Raw genomic sequence first — 26,805 nt, 5'->3', positions numbered from 1 at the left:
GACGCCAGGCGTCGGTTTTTTTTATCTACTCGCTTAACGTGGCGAAACGGTAACCTGGCTGCCGTTTGACGCCATCACGACGCGCTGGCCAACCGAGTAACGGGTGGCAGCTTGTTTCTGCACCACCATGATGGTGTTGCCATCATCCTTGCGGATTTCCAGCTCGACACCGTCAGATTTGTTAACCGCACCCTGCACGCCCTGACCGGCTACGCCACCGAGTACCGCACCGCCTGCGGTTGCCAGACTGCGACCGCTGCCGCCGCCAATGGTGTTACCGAGGAAACCACCCAGCACCGCACCACCAATTGCGCCAATCACGTTGTTTTCATCGCCGCCCTGGATTTTCACCGGACGAACCGAAACCAGCGTGCCGTAGGAAACACTTTGTACTTGTTTAGCTTCACTGGCGCTGTAAACGTCACCGGAAAGGGTGCTGTCGTTGGCACAACCTGCCAGAGTTAAGCCGGTCAACGCCACGGCTACAAAACGCTTAATCATCAGAACGCTCCTTAATGCAAATAAACGCCATATTTCTCATCCTGTACTGCACAGAGTATAAGACAGAAAACTGGCAAATGACTCTAAGTCCGTATAATACGCGGCTGGGGCGAAGCATAGACCGTCTCCCATCAACAAAAATTCAATTACCTGCAGAAAATATTTCTGAGCTGGAACAGACTGCGCAGTGACGCTGAAAAGCGGAATTTTATCATAGAATTAGCCCCGGTAATTTGCCAGGCTTAAGCCAGATGATGTTAAGGGAGTGAACCGCTATGAAATCAGGACGCTATATTGGCGTGATGTCCGGCACCAGCCTTGATGGCGTGGACGTAGTACTGGCGGCCATTGATGGGCAAATGGTGGCGCAGCAGGCCAGATATTGTCATCCCATCCCGCAGGAATTACGCCAGCAGGTGTTGGCCATTTGTCAGGGACAATCATTGACGCTATCGCAGCTCGGACAACTGGACACGCGCCTTGGCAAACTGTTCGCCGAGGCGGTATTGACCTTGATGCACCAGCAGTCGCTGGAAGCCAGCGACATTATGGCGATTGGCTGCCACGGACAAACGGTGTGGCATGAGCCGCAAAGTGATGCGCCGAATACGCTGCAAATTGGCGATAACAACCAGATCGCGGCGGCCACCGGCGTAACGGTGATCGGTGATTTTCGTCGCCGCGATATGGCGCTCGGCGGGCAGGGCGCGCCGCTGGTGCCGGCCTTCCATCAGGCGCTGTTAATGGACAGCGTCGAGCGCCGCATGGTGCTGAATATTGGCGGCATCGCCAATCTGTCGCTATTAATTCCCGGCCAGCCGGTGCGCGGTTTTGATACCGGACCGGGCAATATGCTGATCGATGCGTGGATTTGGCGCAATAAAGGTTTGCCATACGACAAAGATGCCGGCTGGGCGCGCAGCGGTCAGGTGGTTCCGGCGCTACTGGAGTTAATGCTAAGCGAGCCGTGGTTTGCGCTGCCGCCGCCAAAAAGCACCGGACGCGAATATTTCAATCTCAGCTGGATTGAGCAGCAGTTGCAGCGTTTCCCGGCGCTGGCACCACAAGATGTGCAAGCCACGTTGACTGAGCTGACGGCGTTGACCATTGCGCAGCAGGTGCAGCTCAACGACGGTTGCGATCGTCTGTTGGTGTGCGGCGGAGGCAGCCGTAATCCGCTGCTGATGGCGCGCCTAGCCACCCATCTGTCGGGTACTGAAGTGGGTACCACCGACGAAGCGGGCATCAGCGGTGATGATATGGAAGCGTTGGCCTTTGCCTGGCTGGCGTTTCGCACGTTAAATGGTTTACCGGGCAACCTGCCAGCGGTAACCGGCGCGCGGGAGATGAGTGTATTGGGCGCGATCTATCCGGCCAATCCCCGACCTATTCGTTAAGAGGTGAAGATGAAAAAAACAATTATGATGTTGAGTTGCGTGGCGATCTTGAGTGGCTGCGGCATGATGCATAAACAGCAAGAGACACCACAACAGCTGCGCTACCAGTGCGGCACCTTGCCGCTGACCGTCACCCAGGATAATGCGAAGCAGCAGGTGAGCTTTATTCTGGATGGCAAGCCGCTGACGCTGACACAAACGGTCTCGGCATCTGGCGCGCGCTACAGCGACGGCACTTACGTCTTCTGGTCAAAAGGCAATGGCGCTTTTGTTGAACGTAATAACAAAATCGTGATTAATGATTGTGAATTGCAGAACGCGGATACCTCCGCTCAGTAAACGTTAGAGAAAGAGAAACAGCATGAGCGACAGTGACAGCTTGCAAAATATTGCCCATCTGCGTCGTGAATACACTCGCGGCGGGCTGCGACGTAAAGATCTGCCCGATAATCCTCTGGCGCTCTTTGAGCAGTGGCTGCAGCAGGCCTGCACCGCGCAGTTGCCGGACCCGACGGCGATGACGGTGGCTACCGTTGACAGCAGCGGCCAGCCTTATCAGCGCATCGTGCTGCTTAAGCACTACGACGAGCAAGGCATGGTGTTCTATACCAACCTCGGCAGCCGTAAGGCGCTGCAGCTGGCAGAGAATCCGCGTATCTCGCTGCACTTCCCGTGGCACTTCCTGGAGCGTCAGGTGATGGTGCTGGGCGAAGTGGAAAAACTGTCGCCGCTCGAGGTGCTGAAGTACTTCAGCAGTCGCCCGCGTGATAGCCAGATTGGTGCGTGGGTGTCGAAGCAGTCGAGCCGCATTTCGGCGCGCGGCGTGCTGGAAGGCAAGTTCCTCGAACTTAAACAAAAATTCCAGCAGGGTGAAGTACCGCTGCCGAGTTTCTGGGGCGGTTACCGCGTCAAATTCCACACCGTGGAGTTCTGGCAGGGCGGCGAACATCGCCTACACGATCGCTTCCTCTACCAGCGTAATGATAATGGCTGGTCGATTGACCGTTTAGCCCCGTAAAACTGCGTTTTATCCCCTTTCAACGCTGGCGCAGTTGGCGTCAGCGCTTTATGCTATAGCCCTCTTTTTTTTCGTCTCCGCACGTCGGCGGAAAGCTGTGTACCAGCCTAGGTGCAGTCTGATCAATTTGGAGTCAGTGATGACCAGCAGTAACCTGATACAACAATTGCAAGAAAGGGGCTTAGTCGCCCAGGTAACGGATGAAGAAGCGTTAGCAGAGCGACTGGCGCAAGGGCCAATTGCACTCTATTGCGGCTTCGATCCTACCGCTGATAGCTTGCATTTGGGCCATCTGGTGCCGCTGCTCTGCCTGAAGCGTTTTCAGGATGCCGGACACAAGCCGGTCGCGCTGGTGGGTGGTGCCACCGGTCTGATTGGCGATCCCAGCTTTAAAGCAGCAGAACGTAAACTTAACACCGCTGAAACCGTTGGCGAGTGGGTCGACAAGATCCGCAACCAGGTCGCGCCTTTCCTCAGCTTCGATTGCGGCGACAACAGCGCGATTGCCGCGAACAACTACGACTGGTTTGGCGGCATGAACGTGCTGACCTTCCTGCGCGATATCGGTAAGCACTTCTCCGTCAACCAGATGATCAACCGCGAAGCGGTGAAACAGCGTCTGAACCGCGAAGATCAGGGCATCTCCTACACCGAGTTCTCTTACAATCTGCTGCAGGGTTATGACTTTGCAGAGCTGAACCAACGTCACGATGTGGTACTGCAGATTGGCGGTTCCGATCAGTGGGGCAACATTACCTCCGGTATCGACCTGACGCGTCGTCTGCATCAGCAGCAGGCGTGGGGATTGACCGTACCGCTGATCACTAAATCTGACGGCACCAAATTCGGTAAAACCGAAGGTGGCGCGGTATGGCTGGATGCGAAGAAAACCAGTCCTTACAAGTTCTACCAGTTCTGGATCAACACGGCGGATGCAGACGTATATCGTTTCCTGAAGTTCTTCACCTTCATGAGCATTGAAGAGATTAATGCGCTGGAAGAAGAAGACAAAAACAGCGGCAAAGCGCCACGCGCGCAGTACGTGCTGGCTGAGCAGGTGACACGTCTGGTGCACGGCGAAAGCGGCTTAACGGCGGCAAAACGCATCACCGAGAGCCTGTTCTCCGGCAGCCTCAGCGCGATGACCGAAGCCGACTTCGAGCAGCTGGCGCAGGACGGCATGCCCACCATCACGCTGACGGCAGAAGACGACTTGCAGCAGGCGCTGGTGGCGGCTGAGCTGGTGCCCTCACGCGGCCAGGCGCGCACCATGATCGGTTCTAACGCGGTCTCGCTGAATGGCGAAAAACAGTCAGATGCGGAGTACCGTTTCAGCGACAGCGATAAGCTGTTTGGACGTTTCACGTTGTTGCGTCGCGGTAAAAAACATTACTGCCTGATTAACTGGCAGTAAGCGTTCAGGGCCGGCTTCCGGCCCTTTTTTATGGCAAGACAGCAGTACAGGGCAAAATGAAAAATATTCTCGCAATTCAATCTCACGTTGTTTACGGACACGCCGGTAACAGCGCTGCCGAATTCCCGATGCGCCGCATGGGCGCAAACGTTTGGCCGCTGAATACCGTGCAATTTTCTAATCACACCCAGTATGGTCACTGGACCGGCACCGTGATGCCCGCCACGCATTTGACCGACATCGTTAAAGGCATTGCGGCGGTTGATCGTCTGAAAACCTGTGATGCGGTATTAAGTGGCTATCTGGGATCGGCGGAGCAGGGCGAACAGATTCTGGAGATCGTGCGTCTGGTGAAAGAAGCCAACCCGAACGCATGGTTCTTCTGCGATCCGGTGATGGGCCATCCGGAAAAAGGCTGCATTGTGGCGCCGGGCGTGGCGGAGTTTCACTGCAAAATGGCATTGCCCGCCAGCGACATCATCGCGCCGAACCTGCTGGAGCTGGAGATGCTCAGCGGGCATGAAGTGGCCAACGTGGAGCAAGCGGTGGTTGCGGCACGAGAACTGATTAGCAAAGGCCCGAAAGTGGTGCTGGTGAAACATCTGGCGCGCGCCGGACGCCGCAGCGACCGCTTTGAGATGCTGCTGGTGACCGCTGATGAGTGCTGGCACATCAGCCGTCCGCTGGTGGACTTTGGCGTGCGTCAGCCGGTTGGCGTGGGCGATCTCACCAGCGGCCTGCTGCTGGTCGATCTCCTGCACGGTAAGTCGCTGCAGGATGCGCTGGAGCACATTACGGCGGCGGTGTATGAAGTGATGCTGAAAACCCACGAAATGGGCGAGTACGAATTGCAGTTGGTGGCCGCGCAGGATGCAATTGCCAAACCGACGCAGCATTTCGCGGCTGAAAAGCTGTAAATTCCTTGTTAGGTGCGCATGAATGCGCACCTGCAATCCAGGTCGCCATGAATGGCGACCCTACAACAGTATTAAACCAAACCCTCCGCCTTCAACGCCGCCTGCACCGCTGGACGTTCCGCAACCCGGCTAAACCATTCTTCCAGCGCATCCAGTCCCGCTAAATCCAGCTTGATGGCTTTAGCCCAGCGCGTCACTACGAACAGATACACATCGGCAACGGTAAAGCGTAATCCCAGCAGCCACTGCTTATCCTGCAACGCCTCATTCACCTGCTGATACTTCTTCTCCAGCTGCGCACGCGCAATGGCTTTGTACTCTTCTGGTGTATCAGGACGGAACAGCGGGCTAAAACCCTTGTGCAGTTCGCTGCTGACATAACTTAACCACTCCAGCGTGTGGTAGCGCGTCAGGCTACCGGTCGGGGCCAGCAGGTTGCGATCCGGCTTGAGATCCGCCAGATACTGCACAATCGCCACGCCTTCTGTCAGGATGCTGCCATCATCAAACTGCAGCGCCGGCACTTGTCCTTTCGGGTTAATCTGCCAGTAATCTTCTCCTTGCTCGGTCACTTTCTTCTGCAGGTCCACGTTCACCTGGGTAAAGTCCAGTCCGCATTCCAGCGCGACAATATGCGGTGATAGCGAACAGGCACCGGGCTTACAATAGAGTTTCATCATGGCTTCTCCTTGAGTGTTGTGGTGATCGAAGCAGCATAAGTCTGCCAGGGATTTTTGCCAGTGACAGCGATCAGGAATTGCGGTCACCGTTCAGGTTTATTCAGCAAAGCATGGCAGTAATGGCAGCTTTTCGAGCGCAAAATCCCAAAATTGCCGCACTTTAGGCGTCATATTCTTCACGCGCTGGGTGACTAACTGCACCGGCAACGGGACCGGCTCCCATTCAGGCAGTAAACGCAGCAATTTTCCGCTGTGGATATCGTCGAGAACCTGATACGACAGCAGCCGTCCAATGCCGTGTGCGCTGCGCAACGCTTCCAGCTGGCTCTCCACATCATTAACCCGCAGACGCGGCGTGATGCGCACGCGCAGATCCTGGGCGAAGCGCCACTCGCGCGTATGGCGCAGGCTCGTCACTAACGCATGTTGAGTCAGTTCAGTGGGATGAAGAGGCGTGCCAGCCTGTTGCAGATAGTCGGGGCAGGCAACCAGCGTTGAACGTACCGTGCCAACCTGACGCGCCACCATCGAAGAGTCCTGCAGTTCGCCAATGCGCAGCGCGATATCAAGACCGTTTTCGATCAGGTCTTGATAGGTGTCGCTGAGCACCACTTCAATCTGCATCTCTGCATGCTGTTGCAGAAAGGCATTCACCAAGGGCATGACGTGGCGACGACCAAACTGCACCGGTGCGGTTAAACGCAGCAAGCCATGCAGGCCGCTGTGGTGAGCGCTGTCGATGGCGCGCTGATAATCGCTCAACACCCGTTGCGCCTGCTCAAACAGCTGCCAGCCGGCTTCGGTAGGTGCCAGCTGGCGGGTGGTGCGTTCAATCAGGATGGTGGCGAGACGGGCTTCGAGGGTATTAAGAGTGCGCGTGATTACCGGTGGCGATCGCTGTAACAAACGCGCGGCGCCAGCCAAACTGCCTTGCTGGATAACCGCGACAAACACCTCAAGCTCATCAAACCTGTCCATGCTTCTTCCACGCTGATTAACAGTGAGCCGTCATCATGAAGTTAAGCGAGCGAAAAGCGAAGAGTGAGCAGCAGAAATCGTTAAAGGAAATGTGAATAGCGGGCAGAAAAAAGCCGGGACACGCCCGGCTATCTGATTACTGATTGGCGTTAGCGCGTTTCAGTTCAGTTTGACTGTCATCCTGCGTCATGCGGTTCAGCAGTGGCGCGGTAATCAACATCAGCAGGGCAATCACGCCGGTAGCAATACCAATCTGCTGGAACACATGGCTGTAAACTGCCAGCGAAGTATGCGGATCGGTCACATCACTTGGCACCGCCATAAGGTTGGCGACTTTACCCGCAATCATTGCTGCACCTGCGGTGGTCAGGAACCAGGAACCCATGATGAAGCCCATCAGGCGCTGTGGTACCAACTGTGCCACCATCGCCAGGCCCAGGCCGGAAATCATCAGCTCACCGATGCTCTGCAGCGCATAGCTGAGGATCAGCCAGTTCACCGAGACGATACCGGCTTCGTTGGCAAATTTGGCACCAAACGGCAGCACCAGGAAGGCCGCTGAACACAGCACCATACCGAAGGCGAATTTGTGTGGCATCGGCATTTTATCGCCGAGCTTGTTATACACCGCCGCCAGAATCGGGCTTGCCAGCATAATCCAGAACGGATTCAGCGCCTGGAACTGCTCTGGTTCAAAGGTGATGCCGAGAATCGCATGCTCAACGTTGCGGATAGCGAAGAAGTTGAGTGAGGTTGGCATCTGCATATAGAGCACGAAGAACACAATCGCTTCGACCATCAGCAGGAAGGCCACGATCATCTTACGACGTGCGGCACCTTTCAGCGCGAAAGCTTCTTTGGCGAAGATCAGCACGATACCTGCGGCGATGACGCCCAGCGTCATACGCGCGATGCTCTGGTGATGCAGCAGCCAGGCCGCCAGCGCAATCAGCGCTACCACGCCAACCAGCGTCATCAGCAGTTTACTTATCTGCAGCGGGGCAAAATCCGGCTTGGAGCCGTAGTTTTTCACCACGCGCTGGAAGAACAGGAAGTTCAGCAGCGTAATTACCAGACCGACAACCGACAGCGAGAACGCCGCGCCCCAGCCATATTTCGCAGCCAGCCACGGCGTCAGCATCATGGAGAACAGCGAACCGATGTTGATCGACATGTAGAACATGGTGAAGGCACCGTCGAGGCGCGCGTCATCTTTCTCATAGCAGGTCGACAGCAGGGAAGAAGGGTTAGCTTTAAACAAGCCGCTACCCACCGCGATGGTCGCCATACCGATGTACACCATTGAGGTGTCATGACCGGAGAAGGCAATCAGCGCATAACCCAGCGCCAGCACCATCACGCCGAGCACGATAACGCGTTTGGTACCCAGCACTTTATCGCCGAGCCAGCCGCCGATGGCGACTAAACCATAAACCAGCGCGCTAAACGAGGTGAACAGCGTAATGGAGTCCGCTTCGGACATGCCAAGCTGTTTAACCAGGTAAACCGCCATGATGGCTTGCAGACCGTAGTAACCAAAACGTTCCCACAGTTCGATGGAGAAGATCAGATAAAACGCTTTCGGTTGCTTAAAAGCGTTGAGGCTTGGCGCCCCGTCAGTGTGTTTGTTTGCAGTTGACACGTGTACCTCAGTTTTAACATAGCCTGTTTTGCGACAGGAATTAAGTCTGCGTCGGGCTGGGTAATCCCGCGCAACATTGTTATTAGAAAGGAAAAACGGCGACTAATTTGGCTGAATCAGTCCAACAGGGCAAGCATTTTCTACACGCTGAAATACTTGCAATAGGTAGGGTTAATGCCGTTATACAAAGTTGTAAATCAGTGTTAAATCTCGCTGCGTGGCATTATATCAGGATAAACAGGTGAAATGCAGATCTGGAAGATCATTTTCCTGATATAAACTGCTCAGAGAGACATTATTGGAATATAATGCTAAAGCTCATAAATTATACAGAGAATATTATTGCTGTTGTGCACAATATAAGCACAACAGCTTGATTGATGAGCGTAATAAGCAGTCAAAAGATTCCAGATCGCTAATTAGTTGATCCTGCGCACAAAACCGTGAATTAATTAGCAAGGTAAAAGAAGAAAACGATTGCGTGGCTGACATCTGACGAATATTAGCGCGATTGGATCCATTATTTGCCAGATAAACAGGCCGCCATAAGCGCAATACGAGTAAACGAAAGGCGTACAAATCGGCGTTTAAGGCGTTTAGACAGCGCATTAACTTTGCTGTAACCTCCTTTTTTCCCTCAAAGGACGTAGTCATGATGAAGTCGATTCGTGTTGCCCTGATTGGCGATTACCGTGCTGATGCCGTTGCGCATCAAGCCATTCCTCCCGCCGTACAACTCGCTGCAAAAACCCTTTCCCTTGACGTTAGCGCCGACTGGATTGCCACTTCCGAGCTCGACCAACATAACCTCAATGATTACCAGGCGATATGGCTGGTACCGGGCAGTCCTTATCTCAATAATGCGGGCGTGTTTGCCACTCTTCGCTGGGCGCGGGAGAGCGGTAAGCCATTTTTGGGTTCGTGTGGCGGATTCCAGTACGCCATCGTGGAGTACGCGCGCAATGTGCTGGACTGGGAAGATGCGGCGCATGCGGAAACCGATGCCAGCGGTCGTTGGGTGATTGCGCCGCTGGCGTGTTCGCTGGTGGAACAGCACGGAAGCGTCACTTTCCAACCGGGTTCACGTATTGCAAAGGCTTACGGCGCATTGCAGAGCGATGAGGGTTACCACTGCAACTATGGCGTTAACGCAGAATTTAGCGCAGCGCTGGCGACGCAGAACCTGCAGATCACTTCCTGGGATTTGGACGGCGATGTACGTGGCATTGAATTGACCGATCACCCGTTCTTTGTCGCCACCTTGTTCCAATCCGAAAGGGCGGCGTTACAAAACCGGCTTTCGCCGTTGGTGGTCGCGTGGCTGCAAGCCGCCGCAGGTTAAATACGTAGGGTCGCCATTCATGGCGACCTCTATCAGCTGATCTGCAACAACGGCTTACGCTCCCGCCCCGATTGGTGATAGCACTGAATCGCCTCCCGCCAGTGCGCCAGCAGGAAAATTTCTACCTCGCCACACTCACTGGCACGTAACAGCGGCCAGAGCTCACTGAACAACCGTTGCCAATCCTGATGGGCTAAATCCTCCAGCGTATGCCGGACGTGAAACCAGTGCAGCGCCGGTCGTGGCGCATTAACCCGTACCGGCTTGCCGCTCAGCACGCCATAAGCAATGAATTCAGCGTCGACAGACAAAGCTTGCCAAATCAACTGGCCGATTTCGCCGCCCACCGCATCAAACACCCGATCGCACTGCTGGGCGGCAGCAGCAATCTCGGCCCGCTGGGTTTCAGCCAGCGCAACGATTCCCAATTGCTGCAAGCGTGCGCCATGCTGCGGCGCTCGATGAATCACAGTGATGCTGCTTGCGCCCATCTGTCGCGCCCACTGCGCAAGTAACAGAGCACAAGCGGAACCGCCTGCGGTGAGCAACACGCGCTTACCAGCTGGCGACCACTGTTTGAGCATCAGCAACGCCGCCAGTGGATTGATATAGGCGCGTGCCGCCAGCGTGGTGCTGATGTCGGGCGGAACCGGCACAGCACTCAGCGGATCGCAATCGACATAACGCTGCCAGGTGCCGACGCCGCGCAGCGGCAGCACGCGCTGGCCAAGCAAATGGCGAAACGCCGACGGAGCAGCCACCACCGTGCCGACGCCTTCATAGCCAGCGATGAGCGGCGGCGAGACGCGATGGCGATAGGCGCCGGTAATCGGAATCAGGTCGGAAGCATTGATGGGAGCAAACTGCATCGCCACGCGCAGCAGGCCAGCCGCGCAGGGCGCTAAAGCAGAGGATTCGAGCGTAAGTACGCTGGCAGGATCGCCAAACTGCCGATAAGCGAGGGACAGATTGCTTATCAGCAGCGATTCAGAGTTCGGTTTTGGCGTCGAATTCACACAAATCTTCGATCAGACAGGATCCGCAGCGCGGCTTACGCGCCACGCAGGTATAGCGACCGTGCAGAATCAGCCAGTGATGGCAGTCGACTTTAAACGCCGCCGGCACCACTTTCAGCAGTTTGTCTTCCACTTCTTCCACGTTCTTACCCGGCGCGAAGCGGGTGCGATTGCTAACACGAAAAATATGCGTATCGACAGCAATCGTCGGCCAGCCAAAAGCGGTATTAAGCACCACGTTGGCGGTTTTGCGCCCGACGCCCGGCAGCGCTTCCAGCGCCGCACGATCTTCCGGCACTTCGCCGCTGTGCTGTTCCAGCAGAATGCGGCAGGTCTTGATGACATTCTCCGCCTTGCTGTTAAACAGGCCGATGGTTTTGATGTACTCCTTCACGCCATCCACACCAAGCGCCAGAATGGTTGCTGGCGTATTCGCCACCGGGTAGAGCTTCGCGGTGGCTTTGTTGACGCTAACGTCGGTGGCTTGCGCGGAGAGTAACACCGCAATCAGCAGCTCAAATGGCGAGCTGAAGTTAAGTTCTGTGGTTGGATGCGGATTCTCATCACGCAGGCGCGTCAGGATTTGCGCGCGTTTCTCTTTATTCACACCGCTTTCCCGGTTGCGCCTTGCGGCTCGGCTTCAGGCGCCGCCGCACGTGTGGCCGCACGCTGTTTCATCTTCTGATCGATCAGGTATTTCGCCGCCAGCAGCATGCCGAGGCCGATAAAGGCGCCCGGTGGCAGCATCGCCAGCAGCATTGGTGAATCAAAGTGCACCACTTCGATGCGCAGCGCTTTGGCCCACGGCCCCAGCAGTTGATCCGCACCATTGAACAGCGTACCGCTGCCAATCAGTTCACGAATCGAACCCAGCGTCACCATCGCGCAGGTTGCGCCCATGCCGATGGCAAAACCATCCAGCGCGGAGAGCGGAATGCTGCTCTTCGAGGCGACCGCTTCAGCGCGACCCACCACGATGCAGTTGGTGACGATCAGCGGGATAAAGATGCCGAGCGACTGATACAAACCGTAGGCGTAGGCGTTGATCAACATCTGCACGCAGCTCACCACCGAGGCGATGATCATCACGTAAATCGGGATACGGATTTCAGCCGGCACCCAACGACGTGAAGCAGAAATTGCGCTGTTGGTGATGGTCAACACCAGCGTGGTCGCCAGGCCTAAGCCGAGGGCGTTGGTGGCAGTTGAGGTGACCGCCAGCAGCGGACACAGGCCGAGCAGCTGCACCAGCGCGGAGTTATTTTTCCACAGGCCGCCGACCAGTAAACTCTTGGCTTCACTCATTTGCATCTCCACATTCAGGCAGCGAAGATAACTTCGCTGGCAGTGTTTCAATCAGCAGCGCGGTGCGCTTAGTGGCGTTGACCACCGCACGTGGCGTAATGGTAGCGCCGGTAAATTGGTCGAATTCACCGCCGTCTTTTTTCACCGCAAAATTTTTATCATCAGCGCCGTGGATCACTTTGCCATTAAAGCTGTTGATCCAGTCTGAAATACGCAGTTCGATTTTATCGCCAAGGCCCGGCGTTTCATGATGTTCAACCACGCGCACGCCCAGCACTTTTCCGTGGAAATCGGCCCCGACCAACATCTGAATCGCTCCAGAATAGCCGTCTGGCGCGGTGGTCTCAAGCGCTGCCGCCACGGGCTGATCGCCTTTACGCGCTAAATAGAGATGTTGCGGTTTACCATTGCCCAGCGCCACCGCATCGGTCACCAGATAACACTCTTGCTGGATATGGTTGTCGTACAGATCGGTTGGCACCACCTGATCTAACAGATTTTTCTGTTGCAGCGCGGTCTGATGCTCCACCGTCGGCTTGGTGACATAGTTAACCACCGCCGTCACGCCGGTGGTGATCACCGCAAACGCCGCCAGCGTCACCGCATTTTTACGAATAGCTTCGATCATCTTCCGTCCTTGCGATGGCCGTAAACGCGCGGCTGGGTGTAGTAATCAATCAGCGGTACACAAATATTGGCCAGCAATACCGCGAAGGCGACGCCGTCCGGATAGCCGCCAAAGCTGCGAATCAGCCACACCAGCAAACCAATCAGCGCGCCGTAGATCAGGCGTCCGCGGTTGGTGGTGGATGCCGTTACCGGATCGGTGGCAATAAAAAACGCGCCAAGCATGGTGGCACCCGAGAACAGGTGAATCAGCGGTGAGTTAAGCGACTCCGGCGAGAACAGCCAGCCCAGCGTGGCGCAGAACGCCAGCGAGACGAGGAAACTGACCGGAATGTGCCAGCGGATGGCATTTTTCGCCAGCAGCAGCGCTCCGCCCAGCAGATAGCCGAGGTTAATCCACTGCCAGCCGAGACCCGCTAACACGCCGCTGTAAATCGGCTGCGCCAATAACTGTTCGGCGCTGTGTCCGGCACGCAGACCGGTTTTAAATGTATCGAGCGGCGTCGCCTGGCTGACGCCATCAACGCCGAGTTGCAGCTGCTGCATGGTTTCACCGGCCAGCGTGTGGTGGGTGAAGATCATGCTGAGCGAATCCAGCAGGCCAGGTTTGATCGCCTGCAAACTATCGGGCGGCAGCCAGCTGGTCATCTGCACCGGGAAGGAGATCAGCAGCACCACGTAACCCACCATCGCCGGGTTAAACGGGTTTTGCCCCAAACCGCCGTACAGCTGTTTGGCGATGACGATGGCAAAAATCGTACCCAATACCACCAACCACCACGGCGCGAGCGGCGGCAGGCTGATGCCGAGCAGCAACGCGGTGAGCAGGGCAGAATTATCGGATAAGGTCGGTACCACCGGCGTTTTGCGCAAGCGCAGAATCGCCCCTTCGGTGGCCCACGCGGTGGCGGTTGCCAGCAAAACCTGAATTAAAAAACCTACGCCAAAGAAATACCATTGTGCGGCCATGCCCGGCAGCGCGGCAAACACCACCAGCAGCATAATATTGCCGGTGCTGCGGCGGTTGTGGGTATAGGGAGAACTTGCAATACGAAAAGCCATTTAATCCTCAGTCGTCGAAGGCTGCTGCTGCGCTTTACGCGCTTTGGCACGGGCGACCGCAGCGGCAATTGCCGCTTTGCGTGGGTCGGCGGAGTCAGGAGAGGCAGCAGCCTCCACTTCAGGAGATGTGGCTTCAGCCTGCTGCGCAGCCGCCGCAGCGGCTTTTTTCGCTTTGGCGCGCGCTATTGCCGCTTCAACGGCGGCTTTGCGCGGATCGACTTCAGCAGCAGGTGCGTCAGCGGGCGGTTCGGCAGGTGCCGGTTCAGCAGGTTGTGCGGCAGCGGCGGCTTTTTTGGCTTTCGCGCGCGCAATCGCTGCTTCAACGGCGGCTTTGCGTGGATCGACTTCAGCAGCAGGTGCTTCAGCGGGCGGCTCGGCAGGTGCCGGTTCAGCGGCAGCGGCGGCTTTCTTCGCTTTCGCACGGGCAATCGCCGCTTCAACGGCCGCTTTGCGCGGATCGACTTCAGCCACCGGTTCAGCGGCAGGCGCTATCTCAGCCGCAGGTGCGCCCGCTTTCTTCGCCTTCGCACGCGCAATTGCCGCTTCCACCGCCGCTTTGCGCGGATCGCCAGACTGACGACTCAGCGCCTGCGTTTCAGCTTGCTTCTCGGCCTGCTGCGCTAAGGCTTGCGCGTGACGCGCTTCGCGTTCCGCAGCATCCTGCTCCGGCGTTTTTTCCTGACGCGCTTTCACACGTGCCACGGCAGCATCCCGTTCACCCTGATCGCTGCGCGCCACGCGCTGTTTGGCGTTTTCATGACGCGCCTCACGCGCCTGTTTTTCGCGCTCCAGGCGTGCCAGACGCGCTTCAAAACGCGCTTTCGCTTCGGCGGTGCGTTTCGCTTCGAGGTCGATGGCGCGCAGTTCCGCTTTCTCCTGACGATAATATTGCACCAGCGGAATGTTACTTGGGCAGACGTAAGCGCAGGCACCGCACTCAATGCAGTCATCAATATTGTGGGCGCGCGCTTTTTCGTGATCGCCGCCCTGGCTGTACCAGAACAACTGCTGCGGCAGCAGCTTGGCCGGACAGGCATCGGCGCAGGCGCTGCAGCGGATACAGGATTGTTCTTCCTGATCGTTGCCCATTTCGCTGGCGGACGGCGCCAGAATGCAGTTAGAGATTTTCACCAGCGGTACGTTCAGCGACGGCAGGGTAAAGCCCATCAGCGGACCGCCCATGATCACCATCTGGCGCGATCCCGGCGTAAAACCGGCATGCTGCAGCAGATGGCTCACCGGCGTACCGAGACGTCCCCAGACGTTGCGCGGACGCGCCAGCGCTTCGCCGGTCAGCGTGACCACGCGTTCGGTGATCGGTTCGCCGTCAACAATAGCGCGTTTTACCGCCCACGCGGTGCCGACGTTCTGCATCAACACACCGATATCGGTGGAGCGTCCGCCGTGTGGCACTTCGAGGCCGGTAAGAATCTGCGTCAGCTGCTTCGCGCCGCCAGAGGGATACTTGGTGGGGATGACGCGAATCTGCAATTCACGATCGCCACCCAATGCCTGTTTCAGCGCAGCAATGGCTTCAGGTTTATTATCTTCAACGCCGATCAGCACGCGTTCCGCCTGCAACACCCACGCCAGAATGCGGCAGCCTTCCAGCACTTCGGCGGCGCAATCCTGCATTAAGCGGTCATCGGCGGTGATGTACGGCTCGCACTCGGCGGCGTTGATGATCAGGGTTTTGACGCCGCGCAGGCCGCCGCGCAGTTTGGTGGCGGTCGGGAAGCCCGCGCCACCCAAACCGGCAATGCCGGCATCGTGAATGCGCTTAACGGCCTCTTCACGCGACAGGGCGCGGTAATCGGGCTGCGGATCGAGCGTGGTCCAGCGATCTTCGCCGTCGGCACGCAGAAAAATGCACAGCTCGGAGAGGCCAGAAGGGTGCGCCGTCATGTGTGGCGCAATCTCTTCGATGGTGCCGGAGGTTGGGGCGTGCACCGGCAGCATGCGTCCGCCGCCAAAGGTCAGCGGCTGACCGCGCAACACTTTGTCGCCGGGCGCCACGCAAATCTCGCCTTCATGGCCGATATGCTGTTTTAACGGAATGATAAAGCGCTCAGGCAGCGGTAACTGACTCAGCGGCGTGCCGTTGGACTGTGTTTTCATTTCCGGCGGATGAATGCCGCCCTGAAAATCCCACAGCTTCTCTTTGCGGAACAGGTTAAACAAATTAAGCATGGGTTGTTTCTACCGGGATCACCCGTACAGGAATGGTGTCGAGATTCCACTTCCAGTTGGCCGTGGTGGTGGCAACTGGGCGCATCTCAATGCAGTCGGTCGGACAAGGCGCAACGCAGAGATCGCAGCCGGTGCAGACATCGCTCAGCACGGTGTGCATGGCGCGCGTGGCACCGACGATGGCGTCCACCGGGCAAGCCTGAATACATTTGGTGCAGCCGATGCAGTTCTCTTCATCGATCCACGCCACGGTACGTATTGGCTCCAGCACTTCTGCGCCGCCGTCGAGTGGTTGCGGTTCAACGTTGAGCAGCGCGGCCAATTTGAGCATGGTCTGCTCGCCGCCGGGCGCGCATTTATTGATGGCTTCGCCGTTATTACCTACCGCATCGGCATACGGGCGGCAGCCGGGATAGCCGCACTGCCCACACTGGCTCTGCGGTAAAATCTCATCGATCTGTTCAACAATCGGATCTTCTTCCACCTCGAAGCGACGCGAGGCGTAACCGAGCAGGGCACCGAACACCAGGCCCAATGCAGCAAGTGCGACAATCGCAATCCAAATCGCGGTCATTAGAATTTCACCAGCCCGGTGAAGCCCATAAAGGCCAGCGCCATTAAACCAGCGGTGATCAGCGCAATCGAGTTGCCTTTAAACGGTGCAGGAACATTCGCCAGCACCAGACGCTCGCGCATGCCCGCGAACAGCACCATCACCAGCGAGAAGCCGAGTGACGCGCTGAAGCCATATAGCCCCGCTTGCAGGAAGGTGTGATTCAAGTTAACGCTCAAGAGTGGCACGCCCAGCACCGCACAGTTGGTGGTGATCAGCGGCAGGAAAATGCCGAGCAGGCGATAAAGTGACGGGCTGGTTTTGCGCACCACCATTTCGGTGAACTGCACGACAACTGCAATCACCAGGATGTAGGCGAGGGTACGCAGATAAACCAGATCGAGCGGCACCAGAATCAGGTGGTTCACCAGCCAGGCGCAGATCGCCGCCAGCGTGATCACGAAAGTGGTGGCAAGTCCCATGCCGATGGCCGTTTCCAGTTTTTTTGACACGCCCATAAAGGGACAAAGGCCGAGGAATTTGACCAACACGAAGTTGTTCACCAGCACTGTGCCAATAAAGAGAAGTAAGTAATCGGTCATTTTTTAACCTGGGAAGCCGAAAGGCGTCTATTATCCGGAATTGAGAGGTGCATCTCAACCTTCACCGGGTTTATGTGGTCGTTGAGAGCACTCAGAATTAAATTGCTGACGAAACTCACATCATTATGGCTGGATAAACGTCTGTTTCACGCGTTGAGAGCGTTTGAAATAGGGCACAAACACCGCCGCAGCCAGCAGTGACAGCAGCAACGTCTGAATCGCCTTGCCATCGGCAACCGGCGTGAAGGCAAAGGTTTTTAACGCCAGCAAAATCGTCATCAACAGCCACAAAATGTAGTGGCGAGGTAAGCGACGCGAACGTTTACAGAAAATCCAGCACACCCACAGGCTGTAAAGCCAAACCACCGCAGCGGTCAGCAGTGAAATCGACCATTGCGTGAGCAATATGCCGCCATGTGAGAACAGCGTAGTACGCAATTCGGGATTGAACAGCGGGCTCAAATACATCGCCACCACCAGCGCGCTGGTCAGCATGGTCATGATCAGCCACGCCAGCGGCAGCAATAACCAGCCAGCGATACGTGGCGGGAACACCTGTTCGGTCATCGGGAAGATCCTGTTTGCAGAAAAGAGGGCGATGCAGAGCGTATCATGTCCAAACGGGGCACGCCCGACCTGGACAACGCAAGAGCGCAGATAAAGAGAGGGTAAATCAATTAGATCACGTAACGCCAGACGGTTTTAGGCACGCGGCCCATGTCGAACAGACGTCCGCCAGAGACCAGTTCAGCACGTCGATGGTCGGCAGCGCGATACATATTGATGATCTCATTATCATCAGTCAGCGAATAATTAAGATGGTCGTAGAGTTTTTCCAGACTATCGAGATTATTCACTTTGCGGAATTTCAGCAGGTAATCTAACGCAGTCATGATTGCCATTTAAATATAAAGTACTCGGAAGTGCCCAAGTATAGGGAGCACGCAGCGAGAGTCCATACGCGACTTGTAAAAAAAAACAAAATTCAGACAACATGCGCTAATTCGCTCATGAAACGACACTTTTTTTGCCTTTTAATGGTTTTAAACGCGTATTTGAAAAGCGATTTAAGGCAAATTCAGGCCGGTAATTAAGGGGTATGTGAGAAAATCTCACACTAATTAATCCATACTGGTTAGCCATTATTTATCCGTCTCTATAATAGTTATTTCCGATCGTGCCGCTGACGAATCTGCTAATTATTCGCGACTGGCCGGCAAATTTGTGCACACGCCATGAAACCAGCACTCATAATCTGTGCGAGCAGTCACAAAACCAATAATTGATTGTCCGGACAGAGAATAACCATTCTTTACGTACCCGCTGTAATCGTTTTCAGTAGTGAGAAACATAACCGATTCTGTTTATTACATTTATTTAACCACCTGCGCAATAATTAGCAGGCATTTTGTCCATAACAGCACTCTCACTAAAGCCTTGCCCGTTCTCGTAACTCCTTTAATTCACTCTGATTTGTGAAGTAAGTCGCGCTTGTTTACGCGCTTTTCAGCCAGGCTTAATTCGCGTTTTGTACCCCTACAACACACTCCCTTCAGAGGAATGAAATTATGTGGAAACGTTTACTCTTGACCGCCATGGTGAGCTCGGCACTGAGTACGTCGGTGTTGGCTGCTGATATGACGGTGGGCTTCTCACAGGTTGGCTCGGAATCTGGCTGGCGTTCAGCAGAAACCAATGTGGCAAAAAGTGAAGCGCAAAAGCGCGGCATCACACTGAAAATCGCCGATGGCCAACAGAAACAAGAGAACCAAATCAAAGCGGTGCGCTCGTTCATTGCGCAGGGCGTTGATGCCATCTTCATTGCGCCGGTGGTGCAAACGGGATGGGAGCCGGTACTGGAAGAAGCCAAAGATGCCAAAATTCCGGTGTTCTTACTCGACCGCGCCATCGTGGTGAAAGACAAATCGCTGTACATGGCGGTGGTCACTGCTGACAACGTGCTGGAAGGCAAGTTGATTGGTGACTGGCTGGTGAAAACTGTTGCGGACAAAAAATGTAACGTCGTCGAGCTGCAAGGCACCGTTGGCGCCAGCGTAGCGATTGACCGTAAGAAAGGCTTCGCCGAAGCCATCGCAGGACACGACAACATCAAAGTGATTCGCTCGCAGTCCGGTGACTTTACCCGCAGCAAAGGTAAAGAGGTGATGGAGAGTTTCATCAAGGCGGAAAACAACGGCAAGAACATCTGCATGGTTTACGCGCATAACGATGATATGGCGATCGGTGCCATTCAGGCGATCAAAGAAGCCGGCCTCAAACCAGGTAAAGATATCCTGACCGGTTCGATTGACGGCGTGCCCGATATCTACAAAGCGATGCTGGCCGGTGAAGCCAATGCCAACGTAGAGCTGACGCCAAACATGGCCGGCCCGGCATTCGACGCGCTGGAGAAATTCAAGAAAGACGGCACGATGCCGCCGAAAATCATCAAAACAGAATCGAAACTGTATCTGCCGGACTCCGCGCAGGCACAGCTCGATACCAAAAAAGGCATGGGTTACTGATCCCCGCAACCGCCCTTCGGGGCGGTTTTTGATGACGTAAGGCGAGGTAGAACCCGATGAGCACCTCCGATGAAACCGCACTGCTGACCATCAGCGCCGTCAGCAAAGGCTTTCCCGGCGTGAAGGCGCTGGATAATGTTTCGTTCAGCATCCGCAAGGGCGAGATCATGGCGCTGCTGGGTGAAAATGGCGCGGGCAAATCTACGCTGATTAAAGTCCTGACCGGCGTTTACACCCGCGATGCCGGTACGGTCACCCTGAATGGCAAGGCGATTACGCCGCACAATACCGCCGATGCACAGGAGATGGGCATTGGCACCGTTTATCAGGAAGTGAATCTGCTGCCGAATATGTCGGTAGCAGACAATTTGTACATTGGCCGCGAGCCGCGTCGCTTGGGCATGATCGATCGCAAGCGCATGGTGCGCGATGCCGATGCGCTGATGCGCAACTACGGCTTTGTGCTCGATGTGACGCGACCGCTGGGCCATTACTCGGTGGCGATGCAGCAGATCATTGCGATTTGCCGCGCGGTCGATCTCTCCGCGCAGGTGCTGATCCTCGATGAACCGACCGCCAGCCTCGATGCCAATGAAGTCGAAATGCTGTTTACCCTGATGGCGCAGCTGAAAGCCAAAGGGATGAGCCTGATTTTTGTGACCCACTTTCTCGACCAGGTTTACCGCATTACCGATCGCATCACTGTGCTGCGTAACGGCCAGTTTATTGCCACGCGCGATACCGCCACGCTGCCTCAGATTGAACTGATTAAGCTGATGCTCGGGCGCGAGTTGCTGGAAACCGCTTTGCAGCGTCAGGGCAGCACGCTGCGCAGCAATCAGCCGGTGGTGTCGTTTGAAGATTACGGCAAGAAGGGCACCATTGAACCGTTCAACCTGCAGGTGCGACCGGGTGAAGTGGTGGGCCTGGCCGGATTGCTCGGTTCAGGCCGAACCGAAACCGCCGAAGTGCTGTTTGGCATTCGCCGCGCCGATCGCGGCACTGCGACCATCAAGGGCAAAGTGCAGAGCATTCGCACGCCCGCGAAGGCCTCGCGTCTCGGCATGGGCTTCTGTCCGGAAGATCGTAAAACCGACGGCATCATTGGTGGCGCATCGGTACGCGAAAATATCATTCTGGCGTTGCAGGCGCAGCGCGGCTGGCTGCGACCGATTAAGCGTCGTGAGCAGCAGGAGATCGCCGAGCGCTTTATCAAGAGCCTCGGCATTCGCACGCCGCATGCCGATCAACCGGTTGAGCTGTTGTCCGGCGGCAACCAGCAAAAAGTGCTGCTGTCGCGCTGGCTGGTCACTAAACCGCAATTCCTGATCCTCGACGAGCCAACGCGCGGCATCGATGTGGGCGCGCACGCCGAGATCATTCGCTTAATTGAAACCCTGTGCGCCGACGGATTGGCGCTGCTGGTTATCTCCTCTGAACTCGAAGAACTGGTGGGCTATGCCGATCGCGTGTTGATCATGCGCGATTTGAAGCAGGTGGCCGAAATCCCGCTGGAGCAGCTGTCGGTGGCCGCGATCGTCAACGCCATCGCTGACGGAGGAGCACAACATGCTTGAATCCCCTATGACACATGACAAACCCGAACGGCGTAAGCCAAAGCTGCCGCCTGGCATGCCGCAGATTGTGGCGTTGATTCTGGTGCTGCTGGTGGATAGCCTGGTGGCGAATAACTTTTTTGCCATCCACATTCAGGATGGCCGTTTGTTCGGCAGCCCAATTGATATCCTCAATCGCGCCGCGCCGGTGGCGCTGCTGGCGATTGCTACCGGCGGCATCGATCTGTCGGTGGGCGCGGTGATGGCGATTGCCGGTGCGACGGCGGCGACGCTGACCGTGGCGGGGCACAGTTTGCCGTTCATCATTCTGGTGACGCTCGGTACCGGCCTGGCCTGCGGTTTGTGGAATGGCATTTTGGTGGCGTTGCTAAAAATCCAGCCATTTGTCGCCACCTTGATTTTGATGGTGGCAGGACGCGGCGTGGCGCAGCTGATTACGCAGGGGCAGATCGTCACCTTCAACAGCGATAGCCTGGCGTGGTTCGGCAGCGGTTCGTTGTGGCTGCTGCCGGTGCCGGTGTGGATCACGTTGCTGGTGGCGTTAGTGGTGTGGCTGTTGACGCGCAAAACCGCGCTCGGACTGTTTATCGAGGCGGTGGGTATCAACCTGCGCGCGGCGCGCAATGCCGGTGTGAATGGCTGGCTGGTGGTGATGTCGACCTATGTGATTAGCGGTATGTGCGCGGCGGTGGCGGGCATGATCGTTGCCGCGGATATCCGTGGGGCCGATGCCAATAACGCCGGATTGTGGCTGGAGCTGGATGCGATTTTGGCGGTGGTGATTGGCGGTGCCTCGCTGATGGGCGGGCGCTTTAATCTGGTGCTGTCGCTGATTGGCGCGTTAATTATTCAGTCGATGAATACCGGTATTTTGCTGTCCGGCTTCCAGCCTGAACTCAATCAGGTAGTGAAAGCGGTGGTGGTGATGTGCGTGCTGCTGCTGCAGTCGCCACGCTTTATTGCCATGTTGAAACGGAGACGCCCGAAATGATGAAACGTCATCTGCCTTTGATGATCACGCTGCTGGTGTTCGTGGCGGGTTATCTGTTTTGCCTGAGTCAATTTCCCGGCTTCGCCTCAACGCGCGTGATCTGCAATATCCTCACCGATAATGCCTTCCTCGGCATTATTGCCGTGGGAATGACGTTCGTGATTTTGTCCGGCGGGATTGATCTGTCGGTGGGCGCGGTGATCGCCTTCAGCGGCGTGTTCCTCGCGCGGGTGATTGGCGATTATCATCTCGATCCCATTCTGGCGTTTGCGCTGGTGCTGGCGATGGGCGCACTGTTTGGCGCGATGATGGGCTGGTTGATCGATGCGCTGAAAATTCCGGCATTTATCATTACGCTGGCGGGGATGTTTTTCCTGCGCGGCTGCAGCTATCTGGTGTCGGAGAATTCGATTCCCATCGATCATCCGCTTTACACCACGCTGTCGAGCCTCGCGTGGAAGATCCCCGGCGGCGGCCGCTTGAGTTTGCTGGCGCTAATTATGCTGGTGGTGGTGCTGGGCGGCATTATTCTGGCGCACCGCACGCGTTTTGGTAATCAGGTGTATGCGATTGGCGGCAGCCTGACTTCGGCGCAGCTGATGGGCGTGTCTACGCGTGCGACCACCATTAAGATTTATATGTTGTCGACCACGCTGGCGACGCTGGCGGGCATTGTGTTCTCGATTTATACCTCGGCGGGCTATGCGCTGGCGGGATTGGGCGTGGAACTGGACGCGATTGCCTCGGTGGTAATTGGCGGGACGTTATTGTCCGGCGGCGTCGGCACGGTGTTGGGCACGCTGTTCGGCGTGTTGATTCAGGGATTGATTCAAACCTGGATTAACTTCGACGGTACCTTGAGTTCATGGTGGACCAAGATCGCCATTGGCATTCTGCTGTTCGCCTTTATCGCGCTGCAACGCCTGTTAACGGTTATGTGGGATCGCCAGCAGAACGCCCCTGTCAAAAGATTAACCTCTTAAATTCTTCTCCGCTTTCGTAGGGTGGCCATTTATGGCCACCTGGTTTGCTTAATGGCTACTGGATCGGCGCCACGGCCTTTCCTGACTTGGTGAGAATTTCTTTGTTTGTCAAGCACCCACGTTTCCCTCACCCCAACCCTCTCCCGCAGGCGGGAGAGGGGGCAGATTGATGATTGATGTAGGATAGGAAATCACAGCGTTAACTGAACGGTTCCTTCTCCCGCTTGCGGGAGAAGGTTAGGATGAGGGGAATATCGCAAAGGACTAAATCAACGCGCTAAGCGGTAGTACGCCTCATTCCAGCGCAACGCATCTTTAAATGCCGGTAAGCGCGTCTCCTCATCAATCACCAGCACTTCAATGCCATTCAGCTCGCCGTAAAGATACATATCATCCAAATCCAGCGCCTGGCTGAACACCGTGTGGTGCGCGCCGCCGGCCAGAATCCAGGCTTCGGAGGCCGTTGCCAGCGACGGCTGGGCACGCCACAAAGCACGCGCCACCGGCAGTTTTGGCAGCGGTTTAGGTTGTTCGATGGCATCCACCACGTTCACCAGCAAGCGGAAACGATCGCCCATGTCGATCACGCTGGCATTCACCGCGCGTCCGGCTGGCGTGGAGAAGATCATGCGCGCTGGATCGGCTTTGTCACCAATGCCGAGGAACTGCACATCAATCAGCGGTTTCTCCTCTTTGGCGATGGACGGGCACACTTCCAGCATGTGCGAGCCCAGCACCAAATCGTTGCCCGGTGAGAAGTGATAGGTGTAATCCTCCATAAAGGAGGTGCCGCCTGCACGCGTGCCTGCTTGCACCTTGAGGATGTGCAGCAGCGCGGCGGTTTTCCAGTCGCCTTCACCGGCAAAGCCGTAGCCCTGGCCCATCAAGCGCTGCACCGCCAAACCGGGCAGTTGCGTCATACCGTGCAAGGTCTGGAAGTTGGTGGTGAAGGCTTTGCAACCCTCGGCTTCGAGGAAGCGCTTCAGACCGAGCTCAATGCGCGCCGCATCCAGGACGTTTTGACGCTTTTCACCGTTAACCGCTGCAATATCGGTAAAGCGATATTGGCTTTCGTATTCATCAATCAACGCGTTGACGTCGCCATCGCTGACGCTGTTCACCACGTCGACCAAATCGCCCACGCCCCAGCCATTTACGGAGTAACCAAACTGAATCTGCGCCGCGACTTTATCACCTTCGGTTACCGCCACTTCGCGCATGTTGTCGCCGAAGCGCGCTACTTTCAGTTGCTGGCTAGCCTGTTTTGCCAGCGCGGCATTGATCCAGCGTCCGATGCGCTGCTGGCTGGCTTTATCCTGCCAGTGGCCGGTCACCACGCTGTGCTGCAAGCCCATACGTGCGCCAATAAAACCGAACTCGCGGCCGCCGTGCGCGGTTTGGTTGAGGTTCATAAAGTCCATATCCATGCTGTTCCACGGGATCTCCGCGTTGAACTGGGTATGGAACTGCAGCAGCGGCTTATTGAGGATGCTCAGGCCACCAATCCACATCTTGGCCGGCGAGAAGGTGTGCAGCCAGGTAATGATGCCGACGCACTGATTGTCGTGGTTGGCAGCGCGGCACAGGGCCAGCGCTTCGTCCGGTGATTTCACCAGCGGCTTGAGCACCAGCGACACCGGCAAAGTGCCAGCCTGATTCAAGCCTTCCATTACCTGGCGAGCGTGCTGTTCCACCTGACGCAAGGTTTCCGCGCCGTAAAGGTGCTGCGTACCAATAACAAACCACACCTGTTGTGCGTTGTGCTGTTCCATTAAATCTCTCCTTTACTGAGCGGATGCGGTGCGCGCGGCATACTGCGGTTCAGCGGCCTGGCACCAGTTTTGATAACGTTGATAAAGTTGCTGATAAACCACCACGCGCTCGGCGTTGGGTTGCAGCGTGACATCAATCGGACTGGCCATCACGTGCTGGGCGGCAGGCACATCGGCATACACGCCCGCAGCGACGGCGGCAAAAATGGCAGCACCGAGCGCGCAGCACTCGTCAGAGGCAACGATATCCAGCGGACGGTTCATCACGTCGCAGCACGCCTGCATGATGGCGGGGGATTTGCGGGCGATGCCGCCGAGCGTCAGGATGCTCTGCACCGGAATCTGCTGCTGTTCGAAGCACTCCATAATGGCGCGCGCGCCAAACGCGGTCGCGGCGATCAGGCCACCAAACAGCGCGGGCGCATCGGTGCCAAGGTTGAGATCGGTGATCACGCCCTTTAAGCGCTGATTAGCATCCGGCGTGCGGCGGCCGTTGAACCAGTCGAGTACTACTGGCAGATGATCGAGTTGCGGATTGGCCGCCCAGGCTTCGGTGAGGTTGCGGATCAGATCTTTTTGCAGCGCGGCTAACTGCGGTTGCAGCTCGGGATGTTGCTGCGCCGCCTGCTGTAATGGCCAGCCGAGCAGGCGGCTGAACCAGGCATAAATATCGCCAAACGCTGACTGACCGGCTTCGCAGCCAATCGCGCCTGGCACCACGCTGCCATCCACCTGGCCGCAAATGCCTTTGATGGCGCGGTCGCCAACGGTGTCGCTGTCGGCAATCAGAATGTCGCAGGTTGAGGTGCCAATCACTTTCACCAGCGTATACGGCTGCGCACCAGCACCGACCGCGCCCATGTGGCAGTCAAACGCGCCGCCCGAAAGTATCACCTTCTCTGATAAGCCGAGGCGCTGTGCCCATTCGCTGCTGAGCGTGCCAACTGGCACATCGGCGGTCCAGGTTTCTTCGAACAGGGGAGAATCGAGCTGCTCGACCAGCAGCGGATCGAGCGCGCGGAAGAAGTCAGCCGGCGGCAAGCCTTGCCACTCCGGATGCCACAGTGATTTGTGCCCGGCGGCACAGCGTCCACGACGCAGTTGCGCGGGTGCGGTGGTGCCGCTGAGTAACGCGGGCACCCAATCGCACAGTTCCACCCAAGACACTGCCGCGTTACGTACCGCAGCATCGGCGCGTGACACGTGCAGTATCTTGGCCCAGAACCACTCCGACGAATACACGCCGCCAATATAGCGGGTGTAATCGTTGAAACGACCGCTTCGACACAGCTGATTGATCTCTTCGGCTTCTTCAATCGCGGTGTGATCTTTCCACAGCACAAACATCGCGTTGGGATTGCTGGCGAATTCCGGGCGCAGCGCCAGCACGTTGCCATCACGATCGATGGGCGCGGGCGTCGAGCCGGTGGAATCCACGCCAATCCCGACCACGGCGGCGCGCTGCTCAGGCGTTAAGGCGTTAACCACGGTGACAATCGCCTGTTCTAACGCATCAATATAATCCTGCGGATGGTGACGAAAACGGTTGGCGTGCGCATCGCAAAATTCACCGTTGGCCCAGCGTGCATAGTTGACCACCGCTTTTTCCAGCTCTTTACCACTGTGACAGTCCACGGCCAGCGCACGCACCGAGTCACTGCCGAAATCCAGCCCAATTGTTATGGTGCCAGCACCCATTGGGATTCTCCTGTG

26 protein-coding genes are annotated in these 26,805 nt (G+C 56.6%); 10 read left to right on the top strand and 16 right to left on the bottom strand.

Annotated features, from left to right (window positions below):
* Positions 1 to 33 precede the first annotated feature (33 nt).
* Positions 34 to 501 (bottom strand): outer membrane lipoprotein SlyB, encoded by a 468-nt coding sequence (gene slyB / locus RTM06_RS04955; protein WP_008110282.1) that lies wholly within the window; start codon positions 499 to 501, stop codon positions 34 to 36.
* A gap of 275 nt (positions 502 to 776) precedes the next feature.
* Here slyB and anmK point away from each other — a divergent pair, with 275 nt between their 5' ends.
* From anmK to pdxY, 5 genes are all read left to right on the top strand, one after another.
* On the top strand, positions 777 to 1,898 hold the full coding sequence (anmK, locus tag RTM06_RS04950) for an anhydro-N-acetylmuramic acid kinase (RefSeq protein WP_312180374.1): 1,122 nt from the start codon (positions 777 to 779) through the stop codon (positions 1,896 to 1,898).
* A 9-nt stretch (positions 1,899 to 1,907) separates the two neighbouring features.
* Positions 1,908 to 2,237 carry an MliC family protein gene (locus RTM06_RS04945; RefSeq protein WP_312180372.1) on the top strand — a complete coding sequence of 110 codons (330 nt, stop codon included), beginning with the start codon at positions 1,908 to 1,910 and terminating at the stop codon, positions 2,235 to 2,237.
* A gap of 22 nt (positions 2,238 to 2,259) precedes the next feature.
* Positions 2,260 to 2,916 carry a pyridoxamine 5'-phosphate oxidase gene (pdxH, locus tag RTM06_RS04940; RefSeq protein WP_008110277.1) on the top strand — a complete coding sequence of 219 codons (657 nt, stop codon included), beginning with the start codon at positions 2,260 to 2,262 and terminating at the stop codon, positions 2,914 to 2,916.
* 139 nt (positions 2,917 to 3,055) lie between these two features.
* Positions 3,056 to 4,330: a tyrosine--tRNA ligase gene (tyrS, locus tag RTM06_RS04935; protein WP_312180370.1), complete on the top strand. Its 1,275-nt coding sequence runs from the start codon at positions 3,056 to 3,058 to the stop codon at positions 4,328 to 4,330.
* Positions 4,331 to 4,386: 56 nt separating this feature from the next.
* Complete coding sequence (gene pdxY / locus RTM06_RS04930; protein WP_008110272.1) at positions 4,387 to 5,247, top strand: pyridoxal kinase PdxY; 861 nt, start codon at positions 4,387 to 4,389, stop codon at positions 5,245 to 5,247.
* Positions 5,248 to 5,318: 71 nt separating this feature from the next.
* Here pdxY and gstA read toward each other — a convergent pair whose 3' ends face one another.
* The 3 genes from gstA to dtpA all read right to left on the bottom strand — a co-directional run bounded on the left by gstA (position 5,319) and on the right by dtpA (position 8,547).
* Positions 5,319 to 5,924 carry a glutathione transferase GstA gene (gene gstA, locus RTM06_RS04925; protein ID WP_265297405.1) on the bottom strand — a complete coding sequence of 202 codons (606 nt, stop codon included), beginning with the start codon at positions 5,922 to 5,924 and terminating at the stop codon, positions 5,319 to 5,321.
* A gap of 99 nt (positions 5,925 to 6,023) precedes the next feature.
* Positions 6,024 to 6,905, bottom strand: a complete 882-nt coding sequence (locus RTM06_RS04920; RefSeq protein ID WP_312180367.1) for a LysR family transcriptional regulator — start codon at positions 6,903 to 6,905, stop codon at positions 6,024 to 6,026.
* A gap of 136 nt (positions 6,906 to 7,041) precedes the next feature.
* Positions 7,042 to 8,547 (bottom strand): dipeptide/tripeptide permease DtpA, encoded by a 1,506-nt coding sequence (gene dtpA / locus RTM06_RS04915; protein WP_312180365.1) that lies wholly within the window; start codon positions 8,545 to 8,547, stop codon positions 7,042 to 7,044.
* A 652-nt stretch (positions 8,548 to 9,199) separates the two neighbouring features.
* Here dtpA and RTM06_RS04910 point away from each other — a divergent pair.
* On the top strand, positions 9,200 to 9,889 hold the full coding sequence (locus RTM06_RS04910) for a CTP synthase (protein WP_312180363.1): 690 nt from the start codon (positions 9,200 to 9,202) through the stop codon (positions 9,887 to 9,889).
* A 32-nt stretch (positions 9,890 to 9,921) separates the two neighbouring features.
* On the opposite strand, the gene RTM06_RS04905 is transcribed toward RTM06_RS04910, so the two are convergent.
* From RTM06_RS04905 to ydgT, 10 genes are all read right to left on the bottom strand, one after another.
* Positions 9,922 to 10,866, bottom strand: a complete 945-nt coding sequence (locus RTM06_RS04905) for a zinc-dependent alcohol dehydrogenase family protein (RefSeq protein WP_409455789.1) — start codon at positions 10,864 to 10,866, stop codon at positions 9,922 to 9,924.
* A 10-nt stretch (positions 10,867 to 10,876) separates the two neighbouring features.
* Positions 10,877 to 11,512, bottom strand: a complete 636-nt coding sequence (gene nth, locus RTM06_RS04900; protein WP_256696349.1) for an endonuclease III — start codon at positions 11,510 to 11,512, stop codon at positions 10,877 to 10,879.
* Positions 11,509 to 12,210: an electron transport complex subunit E gene (locus RTM06_RS04895; RefSeq protein WP_312180360.1), complete on the bottom strand. Its 702-nt coding sequence runs from the start codon at positions 12,208 to 12,210 to the stop codon at positions 11,509 to 11,511. Before RTM06_RS04895 ends, nth begins: the two co-directional genes overlap by 4 nt.
* Positions 12,203 to 12,838, bottom strand: coding sequence for an electron transport complex subunit RsxG (rsxG, locus tag RTM06_RS04890; protein ID WP_312180358.1), 636 nt, complete (start codon positions 12,836 to 12,838; stop codon positions 12,203 to 12,205). Before rsxG ends, RTM06_RS04895 begins: the two co-directional genes overlap by 8 nt.
* Complete coding sequence (gene rsxD, locus RTM06_RS04885; protein ID WP_312180356.1) at positions 12,835 to 13,899, bottom strand: electron transport complex subunit RsxD; 1,065 nt, start codon at positions 13,897 to 13,899, stop codon at positions 12,835 to 12,837. Before rsxD ends, rsxG begins: the two co-directional genes overlap by 4 nt.
* A complete protein-coding gene (gene rsxC, locus RTM06_RS04880; RefSeq protein ID WP_312180354.1) occupies positions 13,900 to 16,089 on the bottom strand; it encodes an electron transport complex subunit RsxC in 2,190 nt (729 codons plus the stop codon).
* Positions 16,082 to 16,663 carry an electron transport complex subunit RsxB gene (rsxB, locus tag RTM06_RS04875; protein ID WP_008110257.1) on the bottom strand — a complete coding sequence of 194 codons (582 nt, stop codon included), beginning with the start codon at positions 16,661 to 16,663 and terminating at the stop codon, positions 16,082 to 16,084. Before rsxB ends, rsxC begins: the two co-directional genes overlap by 8 nt.
* A complete protein-coding gene (rsxA, locus tag RTM06_RS04870; RefSeq protein ID WP_312180352.1) occupies positions 16,663 to 17,244 on the bottom strand; it encodes an electron transport complex subunit RsxA in 582 nt (193 codons plus the stop codon). The genes rsxB and rsxA overlap by 1 nt, the downstream gene beginning before the upstream one ends.
* A gap of 123 nt (positions 17,245 to 17,367) precedes the next feature.
* Complete coding sequence (locus tag RTM06_RS04865; protein ID WP_256696352.1) at positions 17,368 to 17,811, bottom strand: DUF2569 domain-containing protein; 444 nt, start codon at positions 17,809 to 17,811, stop codon at positions 17,368 to 17,370.
* Positions 17,812 to 17,921: 110 nt separating this feature from the next.
* Positions 17,922 to 18,137, bottom strand: a complete 216-nt coding sequence (gene ydgT, locus RTM06_RS04860; RefSeq protein ID WP_036650139.1) for a transcription modulator YdgT — start codon at positions 18,135 to 18,137, stop codon at positions 17,922 to 17,924.
* A 675-nt stretch (positions 18,138 to 18,812) separates the two neighbouring features.
* On the opposite strand from ydgT, the gene ytfQ reads away from it, so the two are divergent.
* The 4 genes from ytfQ to yjfF are packed head-to-tail and all read left to right on the top strand — an operon-like array spanning position 18,813 to position 23,320.
* Positions 18,813 to 19,769, top strand: coding sequence for a galactofuranose ABC transporter, galactofuranose-binding protein YtfQ (ytfQ, locus tag RTM06_RS04855; RefSeq protein WP_008110249.1), 957 nt, complete (start codon positions 18,813 to 18,815; stop codon positions 19,767 to 19,769).
* A 56-nt stretch (positions 19,770 to 19,825) separates the two neighbouring features.
* Entirely contained in the window at positions 19,826 to 21,346 is a 1,521-nt protein-coding gene (locus RTM06_RS04850) for a sugar ABC transporter ATP-binding protein (RefSeq protein WP_312180345.1), read from the top strand.
* Entirely contained in the window at positions 21,339 to 22,337 is a 999-nt protein-coding gene (gene ytfT, locus RTM06_RS04845) for a galactofuranose ABC transporter, ATP-binding protein YtfT (RefSeq protein ID WP_312180343.1), read from the top strand. The genes RTM06_RS04850 and ytfT overlap by 8 nt, the downstream gene beginning before the upstream one ends.
* Positions 22,334 to 23,320 (top strand): galactofuranose ABC transporter, permease protein YjfF, encoded by a 987-nt coding sequence (gene yjfF, locus RTM06_RS04840; RefSeq protein WP_312180341.1) that lies wholly within the window; start codon positions 22,334 to 22,336, stop codon positions 23,318 to 23,320. The genes ytfT and yjfF overlap by 4 nt, the downstream gene beginning before the upstream one ends.
* A 269-nt stretch (positions 23,321 to 23,589) precedes the next feature.
* Here yjfF and araA read toward each other — a convergent pair whose 3' ends face one another.
* Positions 23,590 to 25,092, bottom strand: a complete 1,503-nt coding sequence (araA, locus tag RTM06_RS04835) for an L-arabinose isomerase (protein ID WP_312180339.1) — start codon at positions 25,090 to 25,092, stop codon at positions 23,590 to 23,592.
* 12 nt (positions 25,093 to 25,104) lie between these two features.
* Positions 25,105 to 26,790 (bottom strand): ribulokinase, encoded by a 1,686-nt coding sequence (locus tag RTM06_RS04830; protein WP_312180337.1) that lies wholly within the window; start codon positions 26,788 to 26,790, stop codon positions 25,105 to 25,107.
* Positions 26,791 to 26,805 lie beyond the last annotated feature (15 nt).

Source organism: Pantoea sp. CTOTU46764, assembly GCF_031974595.1.
Classification (GTDB): Bacteria; Pseudomonadota; Gammaproteobacteria; order Enterobacterales; family Enterobacteriaceae; genus Pantoea; species Pantoea trifolii.
The sequence above is the reverse complement of the archived record's forward strand: the minus strand, read 5'-3'. Positions and strand labels throughout refer to the sequence as shown.

Coding starts and splice junctions, on each gene's coding strand:
- pdxH (WP_008110277.1), top strand. CDS start 2,260: ATGAGCGACAGTGACAGCTTGCAAAATATTGCCCATCTGCGTCGTGAA.
- RTM06_RS04865 (WP_256696352.1), bottom strand. CDS start 17,811: ATGACCGAACAGGTGTTCCCGCCACGTATCGCTGGCTGGTTATTGCTG.
- rsxB (WP_008110257.1), bottom strand. CDS start 16,663: ATGACCGCGATTTGGATTGCGATTGTCGCACTTGCTGCATTGGGCCTG.
- gstA (WP_265297405.1), bottom strand. CDS start 5,924: ATGAAACTCTATTGTAAGCCCGGTGCCTGTTCGCTATCACCGCATATT.
- RTM06_RS04910 (WP_312180363.1), top strand. CDS start 9,200: ATGATGAAGTCGATTCGTGTTGCCCTGATTGGCGATTACCGTGCTGAT.
- RTM06_RS04850 (WP_312180345.1), top strand. CDS start 19,826: ATGAGCACCTCCGATGAAACCGCACTGCTGACCATCAGCGCCGTCAGC.
- tyrS (WP_312180370.1), top strand. CDS start 3,056: ATGACCAGCAGTAACCTGATACAACAATTGCAAGAAAGGGGCTTAGTC.
- ydgT (WP_036650139.1), bottom strand. CDS start 18,137: ATGACTGCGTTAGATTACCTGCTGAAATTCCGCAAAGTGAATAATCTC.
- ytfQ (WP_008110249.1), top strand. CDS start 18,813: ATGTGGAAACGTTTACTCTTGACCGCCATGGTGAGCTCGGCACTGAGT.
- rsxC (WP_312180354.1), bottom strand. CDS start 16,089: ATGCTTAATTTGTTTAACCTGTTCCGCAAAGAGAAGCTGTGGGATTTT.
- rsxD (WP_312180356.1), bottom strand. CDS start 13,899: ATGGCTTTTCGTATTGCAAGTTCTCCCTATACCCACAACCGCCGCAGC.
- rsxA (WP_312180352.1), bottom strand. CDS start 17,244: ATGACCGATTACTTACTTCTCTTTATTGGCACAGTGCTGGTGAACAAC.
- ytfT (WP_312180343.1), top strand. CDS start 21,339: ATGCTTGAATCCCCTATGACACATGACAAACCCGAACGGCGTAAGCCA.
- pdxY (WP_008110272.1), top strand. CDS start 4,387: ATGAAAAATATTCTCGCAATTCAATCTCACGTTGTTTACGGACACGCC.
- rsxG (WP_312180358.1), bottom strand. CDS start 12,838: ATGATCGAAGCTATTCGTAAAAATGCGGTGACGCTGGCGGCGTTTGCG.
- RTM06_RS04830 (WP_312180337.1), bottom strand. CDS start 26,790: ATGGGTGCTGGCACCATAACAATTGGGCTGGATTTCGGCAGTGACTCG.
- RTM06_RS04945 (WP_312180372.1), top strand. CDS start 1,908: ATGAAAAAAACAATTATGATGTTGAGTTGCGTGGCGATCTTGAGTGGC.
- slyB (WP_008110282.1), bottom strand. CDS start 501: ATGATTAAGCGTTTTGTAGCCGTGGCGTTGACCGGCTTAACTCTGGCA.
- RTM06_RS04895 (WP_312180360.1), bottom strand. CDS start 12,210: ATGAGTGAAGCCAAGAGTTTACTGGTCGGCGGCCTGTGGAAAAATAAC.
- araA (WP_312180339.1), bottom strand. CDS start 25,092: ATGGAACAGCACAACGCACAACAGGTGTGGTTTGTTATTGGTACGCAG.
- RTM06_RS04920 (WP_312180367.1), bottom strand. CDS start 6,905: ATGGACAGGTTTGATGAGCTTGAGGTGTTTGTCGCGGTTATCCAGCAA.
- yjfF (WP_312180341.1), top strand. CDS start 22,334: ATGATGAAACGTCATCTGCCTTTGATGATCACGCTGCTGGTGTTCGTG.
- anmK (WP_312180374.1), top strand. CDS start 777: ATGAAATCAGGACGCTATATTGGCGTGATGTCCGGCACCAGCCTTGAT.